Origin of the sequence: Haloprofundus halobius, from assembly GCF_020097835.1 — an archaeon.
Taxonomy (GTDB): domain Archaea; phylum Halobacteriota; class Halobacteria; order Halobacteriales; family Haloferacaceae; genus Haloprofundus; species Haloprofundus halobius.
Window position 1 is genome coordinate 2,553,607 of record NZ_CP083666.1, and the last position, 18,743, is coordinate 2,572,349.

The 18,743-nt window shown below is 65.8% G+C and carries 18 protein-coding genes; 6 read left to right on the forward strand and 12 right to left on the reverse strand.

All coding sequences use genetic code 11. The features are described from left to right. Positions 1-81: 81 nt before the first annotated feature. The 8 genes from LAQ74_RS13480 to ahaH form a co-directional block, all read right to left on the reverse strand. Positions 82-1,506 carry an ATP synthase subunit B gene (locus tag LAQ74_RS13480; RefSeq protein ID WP_224333050.1) on the reverse strand — a complete coding sequence of 475 codons (1,425 nt, stop codon included), beginning with the start codon at positions 1,504-1,506 and terminating at the stop codon, positions 82-84. Next, positions 1,506-3,266, reverse strand: coding sequence for an ATP synthase subunit A (locus tag LAQ74_RS13485; RefSeq protein ID WP_224333051.1), 1,761 nt, complete (start codon positions 3,264-3,266; stop codon positions 1,506-1,508). The genes LAQ74_RS13480 and LAQ74_RS13485 overlap by 1 nt, the downstream gene beginning before the upstream one ends. Continuing rightward, positions 3,263-3,595, reverse strand: coding sequence for a V-type ATP synthase subunit F (locus LAQ74_RS13490; RefSeq protein WP_224333052.1), 333 nt, complete (start codon positions 3,593-3,595; stop codon positions 3,263-3,265). The genes LAQ74_RS13485 and LAQ74_RS13490 overlap by 4 nt, the downstream gene beginning before the upstream one ends. Then, a complete protein-coding gene (locus LAQ74_RS13495; protein WP_224333053.1) occupies positions 3,592-4,638 on the reverse strand; it encodes a V-type ATP synthase subunit C in 1,047 nt (348 codons plus the stop codon). Before LAQ74_RS13495 ends, LAQ74_RS13490 begins: the two co-directional genes overlap by 4 nt. Beyond that, complete coding sequence (locus LAQ74_RS13500) at positions 4,635-5,216, reverse strand: V-type ATP synthase subunit E (protein WP_224333054.1); 582 nt, start codon at positions 5,214-5,216, stop codon at positions 4,635-4,637. The genes LAQ74_RS13495 and LAQ74_RS13500 overlap by 4 nt, the downstream gene beginning before the upstream one ends. 22 nt (positions 5,217-5,238) lie before the next feature. Then, a complete protein-coding gene (locus LAQ74_RS13505; protein WP_224333055.1) occupies positions 5,239-5,502 on the reverse strand; it encodes a F0F1 ATP synthase subunit C in 264 nt (87 codons plus the stop codon). 207 nt (positions 5,503-5,709) lie between these two features. After that, entirely contained in the window at positions 5,710-7,905 is a 2,196-nt protein-coding gene (locus LAQ74_RS13510) for a V-type ATP synthase subunit I (protein ID WP_224333056.1), read from the reverse strand. Continuing rightward, entirely contained in the window at positions 7,892-8,224 is a 333-nt protein-coding gene (gene ahaH, locus LAQ74_RS13515; protein WP_224333057.1) for an ATP synthase archaeal subunit H, read from the reverse strand. Before ahaH ends, LAQ74_RS13510 begins: the two co-directional genes overlap by 14 nt. Before the next feature lie 209 nt (positions 8,225-8,433). Here ahaH and LAQ74_RS13520 point away from each other — a divergent pair, with 209 nt between their 5' ends. Continuing rightward, positions 8,434-9,057 carry a methyltransferase domain-containing protein gene (locus tag LAQ74_RS13520; protein WP_224333058.1) on the forward strand — a complete coding sequence of 208 codons (624 nt, stop codon included), beginning with the start codon at positions 8,434-8,436 and terminating at the stop codon, positions 9,055-9,057. A 78-nt stretch (positions 9,058-9,135) separates the two neighbouring features. Here the strand turns inward: LAQ74_RS13520 and LAQ74_RS13525 are convergent, their stop codons facing one another. Continuing rightward, positions 9,136-9,600 (reverse strand): type IV pilin N-terminal domain-containing protein, encoded by a 465-nt coding sequence (locus tag LAQ74_RS13525; RefSeq protein ID WP_224333059.1) that lies wholly within the window; start codon positions 9,598-9,600, stop codon positions 9,136-9,138. A gap of 183 nt (positions 9,601-9,783) precedes the next feature. Then, on the reverse strand, positions 9,784-11,115 hold the full coding sequence (locus LAQ74_RS13530; RefSeq protein ID WP_224333060.1) for a DUF7096 domain-containing protein: 1,332 nt from the start codon (positions 11,113-11,115) through the stop codon (positions 9,784-9,786). A gap of 212 nt (positions 11,116-11,327) precedes the next feature. On the opposite strand from LAQ74_RS13530, the gene LAQ74_RS13535 reads away from it, so the two are divergent. The 4 genes from LAQ74_RS13535 to LAQ74_RS13550 all read left to right on the forward strand — a co-directional run bounded on the left by LAQ74_RS13535 (position 11,328) and on the right by LAQ74_RS13550 (position 15,463). Further along, positions 11,328-12,488, forward strand: coding sequence for a helix-turn-helix transcriptional regulator (locus tag LAQ74_RS13535; RefSeq protein ID WP_224333061.1), 1,161 nt, complete (start codon positions 11,328-11,330; stop codon positions 12,486-12,488). 91 nt (positions 12,489-12,579) lie between these two features. Continuing rightward, positions 12,580-13,368 carry an electron transfer flavoprotein subunit beta/FixA family protein gene (locus LAQ74_RS13540; protein WP_224333062.1) on the forward strand — a complete coding sequence of 263 codons (789 nt, stop codon included), beginning with the start codon at positions 12,580-12,582 and terminating at the stop codon, positions 13,366-13,368. Continuing rightward, entirely contained in the window at positions 13,365-14,312 is a 948-nt protein-coding gene (locus LAQ74_RS13545) for an electron transfer flavoprotein subunit alpha/FixB family protein (RefSeq protein ID WP_224333063.1), read from the forward strand. Before LAQ74_RS13540 ends, LAQ74_RS13545 begins: the two co-directional genes overlap by 4 nt. 308 nt (positions 14,313-14,620) lie before the next feature. Then, entirely contained in the window at positions 14,621-15,463 is an 843-nt protein-coding gene (locus tag LAQ74_RS13550) for a polyprenyl synthetase family protein (protein WP_224333064.1), read from the forward strand. Between the two features lie 3 nt (positions 15,464-15,466). Here the strand turns inward: LAQ74_RS13550 and LAQ74_RS13555 are convergent, their stop codons facing one another. After that, positions 15,467-16,624, reverse strand: coding sequence for a DUF373 family protein (locus tag LAQ74_RS13555; RefSeq protein ID WP_224333065.1), 1,158 nt, complete (start codon positions 16,622-16,624; stop codon positions 15,467-15,469). 216 nt (positions 16,625-16,840) lie between these two features. Here LAQ74_RS13555 and LAQ74_RS13560 point away from each other — a divergent pair, with 216 nt between their 5' ends. Continuing rightward, positions 16,841-17,836, forward strand: a complete 996-nt coding sequence (locus LAQ74_RS13560; RefSeq protein WP_224333066.1) for a radical SAM protein — start codon at positions 16,841-16,843, stop codon at positions 17,834-17,836. A 140-nt stretch (positions 17,837-17,976) separates the two neighbouring features. On the opposite strand, the gene LAQ74_RS13565 is transcribed toward LAQ74_RS13560, so the two are convergent. After that, entirely contained in the window at positions 17,977-18,663 is a 687-nt protein-coding gene (locus tag LAQ74_RS13565) for a hypothetical protein (RefSeq protein ID WP_224333067.1), read from the reverse strand. Positions 18,664-18,743: the final 80 nt, after the last annotated feature.

Here is an 18,743-nt window from a genome sequence, read left to right on the forward strand (position 1 = left end):
TTTTGCCGTCGCTGTCGGAGTCACGCAGGAGAGAGCGCCGTCGCTATCGGGGTGGATAAACGAAGAGAAGAGGTGCCGAGATTAGTCCGCGGCGACTTCTTCGGCTTCGGCCTCGCCGACGTCCTCGCGGTAGTACTTCTCGATGAGCTCCTCGTCGATGCGGTTCAGTTCCGTCTTCGGGAACATCGACAGCAGGTCCCAGCCGATGTCGAGCGTCTCCTCAATGGTTCGGTTGGTGTCGAAGCCCTGGTCGAGGAACTCCTCCTCGAAGCGGTCCGCGAAGTCGAGATACTGGTTGTCGCGCTCGGAGAGCGCCTCGCGGCCGACGATGTTCACCAGGTCGCGGAGGTCCTCTCCCTCGGCGTAGGCGGCGAACATCTGGTCGGAGACGTCACCGTGATCCTCGCGGGTGAGCCCCTCGCCGATACCGTCGTCCATCAGCCGTGAGAGGCTGGGCAACGGGTTGATCGGCGGTTCGATACCTTGGGAGTTGAGGTTCCGGTCGATGTAGATCTGGCCCTCGGTGATGTAGCCGGTCAGGTCCGGAATCGGGTGGGTGTCGTCGTCACCCGGCATCGTGAGGATGGGAATCTGCGTGACGGAACCATCGCGGCCCTCGATACGACCCGCGCGCTCGTACAGCTGCGCCAGGTCGGTGTACATGTAGCCGGGGTAGCCGCGTCGGCCCGGCACCTCTTCGCGCGCCGCGCCGATTTCGCGCAGCGCCTCGCAGTAGTTTGTCATGTCCGTGAGGATGACCAGCACGTGGTAGTCCTTCTCGAAGGCGAGGTACTCGGCGGTCGTCAGCGCCATCCGCGGCGTGACCGTCCGCTCGACTGCGGGGTCGTCCGCGAGGTTCATGAAGACCACCGAGCGCTCCAGCGCGCCGGTGCGCTCGAAGTCCTCCATGAACTCGTTGGCCTCCTCGGCGGTGATACCCATCGCGCCGAAGATAACGGCGAACTCGCTGGCCTCTTCGCCCTCTTCGGCGGCCTCCTCGGGCACCGTCGCCTGACGGGCGATCTGGAGCGCGAGGTCGTTGTGCGGCAGGCCGGACGCCGAGAAGATGGGCAGCTTCTGCCCGCGGACGAGCGTGTTCATCCCGTCGATGGCGGAGACGCCCGACTGGATGAACTCCTCGGGGTACTCCCGCGAGAACGGGTTGATGGCCTCGCCGACGATGTCGTGTCGGTCGTCGGGGACGATCTCCGGACCGCCGTCGATGGGCTGGCCGGAGCCGTCGAGCACCCGCCCGAGGAGGTCCTCGGTGACGGGCATCTTCAGCGTCTCGCCGAGGAATCGGACGGACGCGTTCCTGTCGATACCGGTGGTGCCCTCGAACACCTGGATGGCGACGATGCCCTCCGAGGATTCGAGAATCTGGCCGCGCTTCGTCTCGCCGTTCGGCGTCTCGATCTCGACGATCTCGTCGTAGCCGACGGGTTCGTCGACCTCTGCGTACACCAGCGGGCCACTAATCTCGGTGATGGTTTGGTACTCTTTCATTAGTAGAGCTCCCGGAGTTCCGCCGTAAGGTCCTCTTTGAGTTCGGCGATGTACTCCTCGTAGTTCTCCTGGACGCCGACGCGGTTGATGCGCGGCGCGGCCTCGGTATCCGTGATCTCCTCGACGGGAACGCCGGCCTCCAGGGCCTTGAACGCCTCGTCGTGGTAGTGGTGTATAGCCGTCAGGAGCAGGTACGTCTTCTTCGGCGGACAGTAGGTGTCCGTCGGGTGGAACGCGTTCTGCTGGAGGTACGCCTCACGCAGGTAGCGTGCGACGTCGAGCGTCAACTGCTGGTCCTCCGGCAGCGCGTCCTTACCGACCAGTTGGACGATCTCCTGCAGTTCGCTCTCTTCGTCGAGCACGTCGACGCCCCACTGGCGCTCCTCGGGCCAGTCGTCGGCGACGTTCTCGACGAACCACGGGTCGAGCTGGTTCTTGTACAGCGAGTACGACTCGCTCCAGTTGATCGCCGGGAAGTGCCGTCGTTCGGCGAGGTCTGCGTCGAGCGCCCAGAACGTCTTGACGATACGCAGCGTGTTCTGGGTGACCGGCTCGGAGAAGTCGCCGCCCGGCGGCGACACCGCGCCGATAGCCGAGACGGAGCCCTCGGTCCCGTTGATGTTCTCGAAGTAGCCGGCGCGCTCGTAGAACTCGCTGAGGCGCGCGGCGAGGTAGGCGGGGTAGCCCTCCTCGCCGGGCATCTCCTCCAGTCGCGAGGAGATCTCGCGCATGGCCTCGGCCCACCGCGAGGTGGAGTCAGCCATCAGCGCGACGTCGTAGCCCATGTCGCGGTAGTACTCCGCGATGGTGATTCCCGTGTAGATGCACGACTCGCGCGCGGCGACGGGCATGTTCGAGGTGTTCGCGATGAGCGACGTCCGGGCCATCAGCGGGTTGCCGGTCGTCGGGTCCTCCAGTTCGGGGAAGTCCTCGATGACCTCGGTCATCTCGTTGCCGCGCTCGCCGCAGCCGACGTAGACGATGATGTCGGCGTCGGCGTACTTCGCGAGTTGGTGCTGGGTGACCGTCTTCCCGGAGCCGAACGGACCGGGAATGGCGGCCGTCCCGCCTTTCGCGATGGGGAAGAGGCCGTCGAGGATGCGCTGCCCGGAGATGAGCGGCGTCCGCGGCGTTTTCTTCTCCGACGACGGGCGCGCCTCGCGCACCGGCCACTCCTGGTGCATCGTGATCTCTTCGCCGTTGTCGAGTTCGACGACCGTCTCCTCGACGGTGAACGAACCGGATTCGACGGCGGCGACTTCGCCACCCTCGAAGTTCGGCGGGACGAGCACCTTGTGGTCGATAGTGACCGTCTCCTCGACGGTCCCGACGACGTCGCCGGGGGCGACCTCGTCGCCCTCGGAGACTTCGGGTACGAACTCCCACTGTTTGTCCATCTCGATACCGGGCGCGTCGACACCGCGGTCGAGGAAGGCGCTGTTCATCTTCTCTTCGAGCACGTCGAGCGGTCGCTGGACACCGTCGTAGATGGTGTTCAACAGGCCGGGACCGAGGTCGACGGTCAGCGGCTCGCCCGTGTTCTCGACGGGTTCGCCGGGACTGACGCCCGAGGTCTCCTCGTACACTTGGATGGTCGTGGTGTCGCCTTCGATCTCGATGACTTCGCCCATCAGCCCTTCCTGACCGACGTACACGACGTCGTTCATCCGGGCGTCGAGGTCGACGGCGACTACGACCGGACCGCTCACGCTCTGAATTCGGCCGTCCTCTCGGACGGTCTCTTGTGTTGCTTGGCTCATTGGTTCTCGTCCTCCATTAGGTCGATGCCGATCGCTCGTTTGATCTGCTCGCGCAGGCCGCCGCCGCCGGCGCCGCCCGCACCGAGCGTGACGAGCGTCGGTTCGATGCTCTGCTCGACGGACTGCCGCACGTTGCGCGACAGGTGGTCGAGGTCCTCGTCGTGCATCACGACGATGCCGACGTCGTCGTCGGCGAGCGTCTCCTCGACGGCGGCGTCGAGGCGCTCGCCCTTCTCCTCCTCGGGGACGTTCTGGAACTTCCGAACGCCCGCGAGGCGGAAGCCGGTGGTGAAGTCGGGGCTGCCGATGACGGCGATTTCCTGACTCATAGTATCACCAGTTCCGCTTCGATTTCGTCTTCCGTGAGACCGGCCTCGCGTCCGCGGGCGATGGCCCGGATGTTCTCGACTTCCCGCTCCTTGGCGAGGATGTACGAGATGACCGGAGACACCGACAGCGGGAACACGTGACCGAGACTCCCCGAGTACTCCAACAGCGCCGCTTCGAGCGCGCGCTCGAAGCCGATGAGGCTGTCCGCCTGTTCGAGTTCGTCGAGCGCCGACGAGAGTCGGTCGCCGTAGACGCTGTCTCGAATCCGCGTCACCAACTCGTCGGGGCTCTGTGCCAACTGCGACAGTTCGGCGGCACTGAACAGCCGTCCGCCGGGGATGTAGTACTCCGATGGGTCGATGTCCGCCCCGCTTCGAGCGAGTCGGAGCGCGTTCCGCGCGTTGCGGAAGTCGATCTCGGCGTACAGGAACTCGCGGTACTGCTCGGTCGCCTCGTCGACGACGAGTCCGTCGAGCAGGTTCTCGTAGAACGCGCGGTCGACCGCGTTCTCCAGCGGGACCAGTACGCCCGACTCTTCGTAGTCGTCGTACGCCTCCCGGAGCGGTCGTCCGTAGATCGTTCCGTCGAGGGAGTCGATCACTTCTTCGATGGTCGTCGCTTCGAGCAGTCGCTCCGTCCGACGGTCGTCGAACTCGCCGGCGCGGATGAGGTCGGTCTCGACCACCTCGCGCGGCGTGTCGGCGTAGATGCCGCGGATGGCGGTCTTCACGTTCCACGCGTCGAACTTCCGGAGGTAGCGTGCGATGAGGTCGTACAGCCGCCCGTTGGCCCAGTCGAGGATGTCGTTGAACTGCTTGGCGAGGTTGCGGTTCAGCGCGAACTCGATCAGGTCGACGCCCGAGAACCGGGCGCCGAGGGCATTGATCTCTTCTTCGTACGTCGACTCCTCCATGAAGCGAGCGATCTCGGCGGGGCCCATCCGGACGAATTTTCGGTAGTCCTCGTCGTCGAACAGTGCGCCGCGTCGCGAACGGACGCGGGCGTTGACGTACTCCGGATTCGAGCTGCCGGTTGCGCTCATTGGTCGAACAGTCGGGCGCTCACGTCCTTCAAGTTGTCCTCCCAGACGGAGTCGAGGACGGAGTCGAACGTGTTGTTCACCCGAACGCGGGAGTTTTTACCTTCGACGTAGACGCCACCGAGACAGTCGCGGTCGCCCGCGAACTCGTAGCCGTCGTAGTCGGCGAGGATCTTCGTGATGAGCGCCTCGTCGTCGGCACGTCCGTACACGTACACTTCGTTTTCGTCTTCGAACTCCGTCGAGGCCGCGTCGAGCAACTCGTGGGTGAGTTCCTCGCGGCCGTCACCGGAAAGGTCGGCGAGTTCCGCCTCGACCCGCTCGTACACGTCTTCGAGCACATCGCGGCGGGCTTCGAGGCGCTGCTGTTTCGCCTGCAGTTTCGCGCTCGACAGCGCCTGTTCGCGCTCCTGCGCGATCTTTCGCTCGACGGCGCGTTCGCGCTCTTCGAGCAGTTCCTCTGCGTCGGCCTCGGCTTCGGCGACGATTTCGTCGGCGCGTGCTTGGCCCTCCTCGCGGAGGTCCTCCGCACGTGCGCGGGCCTCGTCCCGAATGTCCTCAGCGACAGTATCCAAACTCATGGTGGAAAGAGAGAGGGGTGGTTTAGACCAGGAAGATGACGACGAGCGCGAGAATGACGAGCGTCTCCGGGAGGACTGTCAGAATCAGGCCCTGCACGAAGAGGCTCTCGTCCTCGGCGATAGCGCCGACCGCCGCGGCACCGATACCGCGTTCGGCGTAGCCCGCGCCGAACGCGGCGAGACCGACGGCGAGCGCCGCTGCCGCGGACGGCTCGATGGCGGGGCCGCTGGTGGTTCCGTCTGCTTGCAATGCAACGTTTGCGAGTTCGGGTAGGGTTTCGAACATAGTGGATGAGTCGTCAGTACCGTGTGGCACTGCTTTTGGTCGTCTCCGAACAGTTCGTATTTGACCGCACAGCAGTCATAAAGCTTCCCAAAGAAGTCCGTCAGCGGTGGCGAAACGGGCCGTTATCGGCGCTTCTGAATGCCATTGTGTACCAAGCTCACGGCCCGGCGAGAGACGAAAAGAAACGAGAACGGGGCGTCTCCCGCGTCAGTCCTCGGTGGTGTACCGGCGTTCGTACCCGAACGGTTCGTACTCCCTGCCGCCGCCCTCGTAGAACTTGCCGAAGAACTCGACGTACTCGAGACGGACTGCCTGCAGGCCGGCGCTCGTCACGCCGAGCGCGAGCACGAGCAGGTGGCCGAGCACGAGCACGACGAGGCCGACGAGGACGAGCGCGGCCCCGCCGTGGACGAGGCCGGGGTACATGATCGCTTCGGCCCCGTACTCGCTGGTGACGTACTCCGGTCCGTAGCTGAGCATGAAGTGGAACTCGCCGTCGTGCTCGTACGCGCCGAAGAACAGGAGATTGACGACGAACGCCATCCCCGCCTTCGCGAGCAGCACCGCGGCGATCCGCGTGTACGAGAGCACGTTGACGAGCACGTTCAGCGACTCGACGATCTCGATCGGTTCGCCCAGCGCGAGGAGGACGACGCCGACGAAGAACGCGCCGAGACCGAGCCAGCCGACGACGGCCGGGAAGCCGTTGAAGCCGAGGGGAATGACGCCGTTCACCGAGAACGTCTGGAAGACGAACTCCGGCGCGGTGCCCTTCAGGATGTCGCTGAAGACGAACACCCACAGCCCGTTGAGCATCAACAACCACGAGCCGCTCTCGTAGAGGGCGTGCTTGAAGTCGTGGTGCTCGTTGACCTCGACGAAGTCGAGAATCCACCCGAGGTTCAGGTGGAAGATGCCGACGAGCACGCTCACGACGAGCCAGCCCGTCGCCCAGCCGAGCTGAGAGGGCGACAGCCCCTTCAACAGCGGCGCGTGACCCATCCCGAGCGCGCCCTCCCAGAAGTGCGTCGAGATGAGGTGTAGCCCGAAGATCTCGCCGTACAGCACGCCGAAGATCATCGTGAACAGGCCGGCCCAGATGGTGATCCCGCCCATGCTCTTGAACGCCTCGCTGTCGAACTTCGTGTAGAGGTAGTAGCCGATGAGCGTGTAGATGGCACCGTAGCCGAGGTCGCCGATCATGAAGCCGAAAAAGGCCGGGAACGTCAGGAAGACGAGCACCGACGGGTCGAACTCGTTGTACTTCGGTCGGCTGACCGCGTTGACGAGCACCTCGAACGGCTTGGCGACGCCGGGGTTGTCCTGGATGACCGGCGGGTCGTCGCGCCGCATGACGACGTTGTTGCCCCCGTCGGCGCGGACCTCCTCGTCGCCGCCGTCGGCGGCGGCGGGTTCGCCGGGCGTACTGTCGACCTGGTCGATCCACGCCTCGTGTCCGCCGCTCTTGAAGCTCGCGCGCTCTATCTCCTCGACCTCGACGTGCTGACCGACGTCCTCGCGGAGCGCGCTCGCGAACTGCGTGTAGCGCTCGGTCGGAATCCACCCTTCGGCGACGAACGCGTTCTCCGTCGTCGCGAAGGAGAGCGGCGCTTCGGTCTTCTGGACCTCGATGGAGAGTTGCTCTTCAGCCGCGAGCAGGAAGCCCGCGGCGTCGATTTTGACCTCTTCGAGTTCGTCCTCGACCGTCGCCAGCCTCGATTCGAGTTGCTGTTCGCGATGGCGGAGTTCGCCGACGTACTCCTCGGGACTCGACTCCGACTTCGGCACTTCGTACGTCGTGAAGTCGGTGCCGACGAGCGCCTCGTCGAGTGCGTCCTCGTCCGCGGCGTCGGCGGGGTACGCGACGACGGCGAACACGTCGTCACCCTCGAAGATCTCGAACTCGTCGACCGTCTCGGCGTCGACGAGCGCGCGCTCGACCTCGTCGCGGTTCCCTTCGCCGACGGCGACCTGTATCGAGTCGTAGCCCGACAGCAGGTCGAGGTCGATGCCGAGGTCCGCGAACGGTTCGACGGCGTCGATGTCCTCACGGACGCTCCGCAGTTCGTCGCGGAGTTCCTCGCGGCGGTCGTTGAGTTCGTTGACCTCGGCACGGACCTCCGCGAGTTCGGCTTCGACTTCCTCGTCGTCGTCGAAGGTGCGGGTCGGCCCGGCGTCCTCGTCGTCGACGTCGAGGATACTCTCCAGAGAGCGAACCGTGACGAGTTTGTCCGAGGCCTGTTCGGCGCCCGAGACGGGGTCGCCGCGCGAGAACCCCTCCCACGAGTCGGTGTAGTCGGTTACGTGCAGGAGGTTCAGGTCGTGCACCGTCTCGATGACGTCGTCCATGAACCGCTTGGACCCGGTCACCGAGACCTTACTCATCTGCTCAGGTCTGAGCATGCACCGCCTCCTCGAACCGTTCTACCGTGTACTCGACCGCCTCCTCGACGTTCGATTGCGCCTCGGAGACGAGTTCCTCGCGGGCGTGTTCGCCCTCCTCGATGATCTCCTCGCGTTCGGCCTCGATGTCCGCTCGGGCCTCCGCGAGTCGTCGTTCCTCCATCTCGGATGCCTCCGCTTCTGCCTCGGCCCGAATCTGTTCTGCACGGTCGCGGGCGTCGGAGATCAGTTCCTCGCGCTCACGCTCTGCCTGCGCGATGATGTCGTCGGCGTCGGACTCGGCCGACTTGATCCGTTCGAGAACCTCTGGTCTCGGCATACTCAGTAATCGTTGGAAAGTTGCATCACGGCCGTATAAGGTGTTTGCGGAACCCGTCCGAGGGAGTCGCACACGGCGGCGCAGTTTCGCGTCGCTGTCGACGTCGTTTCGCGGCGGCGTCGACCCCGACGGAGAGACCGTCCGGACGTCGAACCGGTCGCTGCCGGAGAATCCGCAGCGTTATGATTGCCGAGTTCGAAGCGCCGACAATGGGTATCCTCGAGGACAAGGGACGGGCACGGCTGTTCTACAAGTACCTCTCGAAGGTGTACGACCAGGTCAACCCGTTCATCTGGAACGAAGAGATGCGCGCGGAGGCGCTGGCGCTGCTCGACATCGAACAGGGTGACCGCGTCCTCGACGTCGGCTGCGGCACAGGTTTCGGCACCGAGGGGCTGCTCCAGCACACCGACGACGTCCACGGCCTCGACCAGAGCGTCCACCAGATGGAGAAGGCGTTCCAGAAGTTCGGCAAGCGCGACAGGGTGCGCTTCTACCGCGGCGACGCCGAGCGCCTCCCGTTCACCGACGACAGCTTCGATATCGTCTGGTCCTCCGGTTCAATCGAGTACTGGCCGAACCCGGTCGACGCGCTCGAAGAGTTCCGCCGCGTCGTCAAACCCGGCCAACAGGTGCTCGTCGTCGGCCCGAACTATCCGAAGACGACGGTGATGCAGAAGGTCGCCGACTCCATCATGCTGTTCTACGACGAGGAGGAAGCCGACCGGATGTTCGAGGAGGCGGGCTTCGAGGACGTCGAACACGTGCTGATGGGGCCGTCGTACGACCCGGACATCGCCATCACCACCGTCGCCCGCGCACCCGAGGAGTAACAGCCGGTCGCAGACGAAACCAACCATAGACGAAACCGACCGCAGACGACGACGTCTCGACGATTCCCGCCAGTCCGCTCATCGAACGACCGCCGAGAGCGTCGCGAGCGGCCGCTCGTCGTACCGAACGTCGACGGTCACCGACGAGCCGACGGTCAGTTCGGGATCGTTGGTTTCGGCGACGGCGAACGACGCCGTCTCGCCCGCGCCCCACTGTGACTCCGCGGCGCTGTTGAACGGCCCCGCCGGGCCGGGACGGAAGCCGGTCGCGGAGAAGAACGGGAGCGAGGGTTGCTCGGCGAGCGGCGTGCCGTCGACGCTGACGCGGAGGTCGAGACGTCGCACGTCGAGCGTCTCGCCGCCCCGGTGGACGAAGCGGAGGGTATCCTCGCTCGCCGAGAGCGACAGTACCGCCCGCGAACCGCTAGACGGCGTCTCGGCGTCGAGGGCGAGGGCACCGACGCTGGCGGCGAGGCCGACCGACACGAACAGCAGGAGGACGACACCGACGGCCGGAACCGAAGCACGGGCGCGAGACGACACGCCACGGAGTGGATCCCTCATCGGTCAAAAGGATGCGCCTCCACCGAGAGCGAATACGAGAGCGAGCGGAGATGAGGTGAGTAGGTGAACGGAGGTGAGTGGGTGAGCAGAGGTGCGGTGAGTGGTACGAGTGGAGGTGAGATGAGTAGGAGCGAACCGCGGTGAGAAGTCGGCGAGGCGTCCCTACGCGCCGTCCGAGGCCCGAGTGTGATACTGTGGGGGTGCGTTCAGGGACTGATTCGAATCACGGACGTTCAGCGGGTCGGAAGCGTCGATTTCGATGGAGACGAAGGAGTTGCCGCGGATCGACTGGACGACGAACTCGTCGTCGGGGGTGATCGTCCAGAGCACGCCGTTCGAGTCCGTTCGACCGAGGTACGCGGGCTGTTCGTTGCTGTCCGGACGGCCGATGCTGACGTTGCCCTGAACGGGGTCACCGCTATTTGCGTCGACCAGTTCGATGCGGAGCGGCCCCCCGGCGTACGTTCGGTTGACACGCAGTTCGAGCCCCGAGCGGGTGCCGTTGGTCGACTGCGCGGTGTGGACGGCGTCGAGGTGAACGCGCTGTATCTCGCGGAACACGCTTCCGTCGTCGCCCCGGTCGATGTAGGCGGTGAGGTCGCCGCCGGCGTACTGCACCTTGCCGACGAAGATGTTACTCGCCTGAACACCGGTCGGACTGTTGAACTCGCCGCGCTGCATGATGGTGGGGTAAGCCCGTTCCATCACGTCGGGGAGTTCACCGACGGAGATGCGACCGCTCGTGTCGGAACTGCGGCGCGCCCCGTCGTACACCTCGCGGATGTAGACACCCTCCTCGATGGTCGAGAGGACGACGCCGTCGTCGGTCGTCTGGACGTAGATGCGACTGGGGTTCTCCGCGCCGCCGAGGGCGGCCGCGGCGCGCTCGCGGACCGGTCCTCGCATCGTCTGCAGTTCGAGTCGAACCGCACCGGTTCGGCCGGCGACGTTGAGCCCCTCCATGTCGTCGGCCGTCGTCTCGAGCATCGTCGCGTTCTGTCGGAGCTGCGACGCCTCGGTGTGGACCCTCGCCAACCGGATGAGGAGCTCCTCCGTCGTAATCTCGCCGCTCGTGTGGGCGTCCAGCGCCGCCCGTTCGTCGGCTCGGAGGTCGTTGACGCGGATTTCGAGTTCGGTCAACGCGCGAAGCACCGCTTTGCGGCGCTCGTTTTCGTTCTCCATGGCGTCGAGTCGCTGCTGCATCGTTCGCGTCCGGAGGTCGGTCCGAACTCGCGCATCGCGGACCGACAGCGCGGCGCTCAGATTCGACGAAGCGGCCCCGAACTCCGCGGTTGCGGCGTCGTCGTCGGTCAGCGTCAGTACGCTCGTCTCGTTGTGAATCTCGGGGAGCGATGCGTCGGAGTCGGTGGAGAGCGACGGCGACGGGTCGGTGGCCGACGATTCGCCCGGCGGCGGTGCGGCGGTGACCCCGCCGCCGACCGACGAGACCAGGAGGAGGACCGCAGTAATCAGCGCGGCGGACTGTCTCATCATCGCCGCGTACACAGTCATCATACTAAAACCGGTCGCTGTGCACCACACGACAGCGAGCGGACACGATACGCCGGATAGTCGGCCGGAACCGGCCGTCCGATGTACACGGGACGACACCCCGCGGACGAGGCGAAGCGTCGTCCGGCGGTCGGCCGTCCGTCGGTCGTCCGATGGAAAGCGTTTTGCCATCCCCACGAGAGTTGACAAACTGTATGCGGTACGCCGCCCTCGTGCTCGCCTTCCTCGTCTTCTCAGCCGGGTTCGCGCCACCGGCCGCCGCCGTCGTCGGAGCCGACGACGGCCAGGGAGCGACGACCTTCCAGACCGACGACCCACCGGACACGAAGCTCGTCGTCTCGGTGAGAGGTAACGGCAACGCGCAGTGGTCGGTCGTGACGCGCTATCCGCTGAGCGGGAACAACAGCACGGCGGCGTTCGAGCAGTTCGTCGCGGACCTCCAACGCGGCGAGGCTAACGCCACGGTAGACGAGCGGACGTTCGAACGGTTCGCCGCGCTCTCCTCGGAGGCGACGAACCGCCCGATGGAGATACGGAACGTCAGCTACAACGGGACCGTACAGAACGAGACCGGCGTCGTGAACATGACGTTCACGTGGACGAACTTCGCCGAGGAGACGAGTCAAGGGCTCAGAGTCGGTGACGCGTTCGAAACGCCGGACGGCGGAACGTGGTTGCCGCGCATCGAAGCAGGCCAGCAGTTGGTCATCGAGGCGCCGGACGGGTGGAACTCACAGGACGTGAGCTTCCCCGCTCGGACACGTGACGGAACCACCGTCATCGTGGACGGCCCTCGCGACTTCACCGACGACTCCGAGGACGAGGCGAACATCATCTCCGTCTCGTACAAGTCGCCGGGGTCCGGACGACTGACAGAGGAAAGCGAGAACGAAAACGACCTCGCGCTCATCGCGGGTATCGGCGCGATACTCGTCTTCGCGGCGATGGTCGCCGCCGTCGTTCTCCGTCGGCGACAGGGGTTCGAGGAGACCGACGGCGAAATCATCACCGTCGACGACTCGACGCCGACGCCTCGGCCGACCGGCGACGGCGGGGAGGCGGTCGCCGACTCGTCGCCGGAGGACGCGGCGGACGACCCGGACGACGACGTCGACCTCTCGCTGCTCTCGGACGGCGAACGCGTCGAGCGACTGCTCGAACGCAACGGCGGACGGATGCGGCAGGCCAACATCGTCAAGGAGACGAAGTGGTCCGACGCGAAAGTGTCGCAACTGCTCTCCTCGCTTGCCGACGAGGATCGCATCGAGAAACTGCGCCTCGGACGCGAGAACCTGATCTCGCTCCCCGACTACGACGGCAGCGACGGCGGCGGGAGCGACGACGACGACATCTGAACCCATCACCGAGTGAGAATTTGTCGCACGTCGTCGTCTGCGGCCCCCGGTTCCGAAAACGTTTACCGGCGAGTGGAGGTAGTGGTCGATGATGAAGATTCTCGTAACCGTCAAGGAAGTCGCCGAAGTCGAAGACGACTTCGAGATCGACGGGCTCGGAATCGACGAGGCGTACCTCGAGTACGACCTCAACGAGTGGGACGACTACGCCGTCGAGGAGGCGGTCCAGATAGCGGAGGCGGGCGACGACGTGGAGGTCGTCAGCGTCACTATCGGCCCCGAACGGAGCGAGGAGACGATTCGGATGGCGCTCGCGAAGGGCGCGGACCGCGCGATTCGCGTCTGGGACGACGCGTTCGAGGACGTCGACCTGCTCGACGTGGCCGCGAAGACGCGTCTCTTCGCCGCCGTCGTCGAACAGGAAGACCCCGACCTCGTACTGACCGGCGTCCAGGCCTCCGACGACGGCTTCGGCGCGACGGGCGTCTCCGTCGCCGACGAAGTCGGCTTCGAGTGGGCCGCCGTCGTCAACGAACTCGAACTGGGTGAGGACGTCGCGAACGTCCGCCGCGAGCTCGAAGGCGGCGTCGAGGAGCTCACCGAGGTCGACCTCCCCGCCGTGCTCACCATCCAGACGGGTATCAACGAACCGCGCTACGCGAGCCTGCGCGGCATTCGACAGGCCCAGCGCAAGGAGATCGCGCCGATGGGACTCGGCGACCTCGGTCTCGACGCCTCGGCGCTCGACAGCCCCATCGAACTCACGGGAATGCGCGAACCCGAGAGCGAATCGGACGCGACCATCTTCGAGGGCAGCGCCGAGGAGACGGCCGCGCAACTTGCCGATGTCCTCCGCGAGAAGGGGGTGGGCGCACAATGACGGTGCTCGCCGTCGCCGACCACCGCCGCGGGAGCCTCCGCGACGTGAGCTACGAACTCGTCACGGCGGGCCGCCAACTCGCCGACTCGACGGGGGGCGACCTCCACGTCGCCGTCATCAGCGGCAACGTCGAGGAGTTCGGAGAGAAACTGAATCTCGACGGCGTCGACACCGTCCACACCGTCGCGAACGGCGAGGAGTTCAACCACGACGTGTACGCGGGCGCGGTCGAGGCGCTGTACGCCGAACTCGACCCGACCGTCCTCCTGATGCCGAACAGCGTCAACGGCCTCGACTACGCGCCCGCCGTCGCGAACGCGCTCGACCTGCCGCTCGTGAGCGACGCCGTCGACTTCGACTACGACGACGGACTCACCGCGACCCGCGAGATGTACGAGTCGAAGGTCGAGACGACCGTCGACGTCGACGCAGATCAGGTCGCCGTCACGATTCGCGGTGGCGAGTGGCCCGCCTCGACGAAGGCAGGTGACGCCGAGATTTCGGCGTTCGACTTCGAACCGGAGGGCGAACTCGGCTCCCGCGTGCTCGGCTTCGAGGAAGTCGTCGGCGGCGACGTCGACATCACCGACGCGGACGTGTTGGTCTCGGTCGGTCGCGGCATCGAGGAGGAGGAGAACCTCGAACTCGTCGAGGAACTCGCCGACGCGCTGGGCGCGACGCTCTCCTCGTCGCGGCCCATCGTCGACGCCGGCTGGCTCCCGCCGAACCGGCAGGTCGGCCAGTCCGGCAAGGTCGTCACCCCCGACGTCTACCTCGCCGTCGGCATCTCCGGGGCGGTCCAGCACGTCGCCGGGATGAAAGGTGCCGACACCATCATCGCCATCAACACCGACCCGAACGCGCCGATCTTCGACATCGCCGACTACGGCATCGTCGGCGACCTGTTCGAGGTTGTCCCCGAGCTCATAGAGCAGTTCAACTAGAACCTTTTGCGCTGCGGGGCGGCTGCGCCGCCCCTCGGCAACAGCTTCACCAAAAGCACCGTCGGAGCGGAGCTCTGACGAGCCCTCGTTCGTTCCACTCACGGGGACACTCCTCCTTCGCTTCGGCGCTTCGCGCCTCCGGGAGACCTCTGCTCTCCCGTGCCCTCGCTCACTCCGTTCGCGAGGCCTTGCCGCCTCGTTTGCGGAGTAGCTCTCGACGCGAGTAGACCGTGACAGGACGCCTATCGCCAACCCCGTTTCTCCGCGTTTCGGTACGTACTTCCCTGACCGACACCACCTGTCCGATAATGGAGTATCTGGAGCGCCGGGTCGCCATGGTCAACGACCGCCTCGAAGCGGTCGTCGAGTCGGTCGAACCCGACGAGTTGTCCGAGCAACTCGGCCACGTCTCCCTCGCGGGGGGCAAACGCGTACGACCCACGGTGACGCTCCTCGTCTGTGAAGCGGTCGGCGGCGACCCCACCGACGCCGTCGACTTCGCCGTCGGCGTCGAACTCGTCCACAACGCTTCACTCGTCGTCGACGACATCATCGACCGCTCGGACCTCCGTCGGGGGTCGTCGAGCGCGTGGGCCGAGTACGGCTACGGCCCGGCGATTCTCGCCTCCGACGGCCTGCTGGGCGAGGCGTTCGCGCTGTTCTCGGCCGAGGAGCAGGCGATGCAGACCGTCGCCGAGTCGATGGTCGAACTCGGCGAGGGCGAGGCGACCGAACTCGTCGCTCAGCCGACGAACGAGGAGGAGTACATGGAACTGGCGCGCCGGAAGACGGGCGCGCTGTTCCGCGCCGCCGCCGAGGTCGGCGCAGTAGCGGGCGGGGCCAACGCCTTCGCGGTCGAATCGTTCGGCGAGTACGCCGAGCGCGTCGGCATCGCCTTCCAGATTCGAGACGACGTGCTCGACGCGACGGCCGACGCCGCTGAGCTCGGCAAACCCGCCGGGCAGGACGAGACGATGGAGCGACCGTCGCTCGTCCAGATTACGGATTTGACGCCCGAGGAGGCGGACGAACGCGCCCGCGCGCAGTCGGAGGCGGCGCTCGACGCGCTCGATGCGACCGACATCGCCGAGTCATCGGCGAGGAAGTATCTCCGCGACCTCGCGGAGTTCGTCGTCGTCCGCGAGCGTTGATTCTCAGGCGGGTTCGGCACCCGTCGGATACTTCGACTCCGCGATGGCGAACGTGAGCGTGCTCAACACGCCGAGCAGCGTCCCCGCCGTCAGCGCTAGCGCGAGGTCGGTCAGCGAGAGCGTCCGGACCAGCGCCACGGTCTCGCCCGCCGGGAACAGCCCCGAGAGGAAGAACCCCGACAGCGCGTAGAGCACGAGCGCGATTGCGACGACGTAAAAGGGCGCGTTGAGGTACCGCCACTTGAACTCGTCGACGAGATACTCGTCGGTCACCTGCCCGAGACTGCTCGTGACGCCCGCCGCGGCGAACCACTGAACCGCGCCGTGGACGAACGCCGCCACGAGCGCCGGAACGGTGAGCGAGCCGTCGACGGCCCGTTCGACTGCCTGTATCGTCTCGGCGCCCTGCGCGCCGCCGACGATGATGAGCGCGGCGGCGACGACGTAGGTGATGAGCGTCACCCGGCCGGCGTAGAGGATGTTCCGTGCGCGAGCGGCCGCGTCGTCGACGAATCGCTCCAGACCTAAGCCGCGGAACAGGACATAGAGACCCAGTAAGGCCGAGATGAGTCCGAGCACCGTCGCGCCCTCGACGTCGAACAGCGTCGCGATAGTGACGAACGGGTAGATGAGAAGCAGGATGCCCAGTGGGACGAGAATCGTGCCGCGCGTCTCCGGGTCGTCGAGCACCTGCTTGATAGTGTAGTACATCGACTCCAAGTCTTGCGCTTGCCGGACGACGACCCGGCGGACGCTGTCGATGGGGACCCGAGAGCGGATGACCGGCAGGACGGACTCGTCCTGCGCGCCGTCGGTGATGACGACCGCGCGGACGGTCTCACCGGTCTGGAGGCTCGCCAACACCTCGTCGACCTCGTCGCCGACGGCGCGGTTAGCTTTCACGTCGTTACCGTTGAGACCGGTGACAGCGGCGACTTCGACCTCCTCGACGTCGTCGGGGTCGCCCGCTTCGAACTCCGCGACGAGGTCGTCGTGGACGTGAATTCCTTGAAACAGGACGTTCACGTCGGAGTCCTCCGGGTCGGCCGTCGCGAGCGCCACCGCGGCCTCCTCGACGGACTCTCGACCGACAACCGGCGTCTTCAGACCGGTTTTGCGGCCGAGGTCGTCGTCGAGGTCGACACAGAGGACGAGCAGCATCGTCAGCGGCTACGCCAGCATGCTATATTTGCTTTCGGGAGCGGCGGCACTGTTCGGTCGGTCTCCGGTCGGTCGGTTATCGCCGTTCGAGTCCCGAGAGGAGGTGTCAGCCGACGGCGAGAACTAGTCACGCTGGATGCGAACAGACGCCACGCATGGGCGAGAGACGAGTCGCACGCCTTTTGACGCTGCGCCGAATACGACGGTAACAAGCGAATGATCTCGAAGGGCTGCGAACAGTGCGCCATGGGAGGGAAGATGGTACTCTTCGTCTACGGGTACTGCGACCAGCGGGACTGTTTCTACTGCCCTCTCGGCGAGAACCGCAAGAACGTCACCGACGTGTACGCCAACGAGCGCCTCGTCGAGGAGGACGAGGACGTCATCCGCGAGGCCGAGCGGATGGACGCCCTCGGCACCTCCATCACCGGCGGCGAACCCCAGGAGGCGCTCGACAAGACCTGTCGGTACCTCCGCCTGCTGAAAGAGGAGTTCGGCGAGGACCACCACACCCACCTCTACACGGGTATCACGGGCGGCCGCGAGAACATGCGTCGCCTCGCCGAGGCCGGACTCGACGAGATACGGTTCCACCCGCCGCTGGAACTGTGGGGCGAGATGCACGGCACCGAGTGGGAGGAGATTCTCTACATCGCCCGCGAGGAGGGGCTCACCCCCGCCTTCGAGATTCCCGGCATCCGCGCCGAGGAGGAGTTTCTCGAGTTCCTCGACGAGGGCGCGGCCGACTTCTGCAACGTCAACGAGTTCGAGATGTCCGACGGCAACTATCGACGGATGCAGGAGAAAGGCTTCGAACTGCAGGAGGGCCACATGTCGGCCGTCGACGGCTCGAAGGAAGCGATCTTGGACGTGATGGGCGACCACGAGCGCGTCTACTTCTGCACCTCGGTGTTCAAAGACGCCGCCCAGCACCGCAACCGCCTGAAGCGGATGGCCCGCAACATCCGCCGGGAGTTCGACGAGATAACCGACGACGGCACCCTCGTCTACGGGAAGACGTGGGAACCCGAAGCCCGCCTCCGGGAACTCGGCGTCCCCGAGGAGTTCTACACCGTCAAGTCCGACCACGTCGAACTCGCGTGGTGGCTCCTCAAAGAGATGGTCCAGGAGGGCGACGTGGAGAAGGGCGAAATCGTCGAGCAGTATCCGACCGTCGACGGGACGGTCGTCGAGCGCACGCCGCTCGCGTAACTGAGGTGGTTTTTTGGCCCAGATTTTTGCGAGGAGGAGCGCGAGCGAAGCGTGCGCGGCGACAGCGCGAAAAGGTGGACGGTGCTGTGGTCGAGCGGACGCCGTCGGTCTACGTTCGACGGGCTGACGCCCTCCGAGTCTCAGACGTACTCCACGGTGAGCGCGTAGTACGCGCTCGGGCCGAACATTAGCGCCGCTGCGACGACTACCCACTCGTCGAGCGCCACGCCGAGTGCGCTCCCGACAGCGAGTAGGCAGACACCGGCGGCGACGCCGCCGAGGACGCACAGACGACGGGTCGACGGAGACGGCAGCGCCCCCCGGCGGGCGGCGTACAGCGCACCGGTGAGCGAGACGAGGAGCGCGTCCGCCGTCGCGTACAGCGCGGTGTCGGCGAAAAATCCAACGGCTAAGAGGCCGACAGCGACGCCGAGACACCCGAACGCGGTCCGAGTAGGCGAGAGGGGGTTCACCGCCGTACCGTATCGGAGGTAGTAGACGAGCGGCGGCAGGAACGCCACCAACGCCAGTAGCACGCCGAACGTGAACCCGGCGAGCGGCGTCGTAGTTCGGACCCCGCCGAGCGTCGCTTCGGCGAGGAGGACGAGACCGACGAGAGCGCCGAGTGCGAGCACGGCCATCGGTGGAAGCACGTTCGTCGGCTTCTCGTCGTGGACGACGGCGTAGGCGGCGAAGGGGTACCCGAGGAGGACGGCGACGAGCGTCGTCCGAAGGACGTCGCCGGTGAGGACGAGCGACGAGACGAGAAGCGACAGCGAGAGCAACGCCCCGGTGACGAGCGCGAACTCCGGGACGTGGCGACTCATACATAGAGCTTTGAGCAGCGCAGCAAAACGGGTTTCGACCCGGTGAGCGATACACAAGCGTTTAGACGGCACCCTGAGTA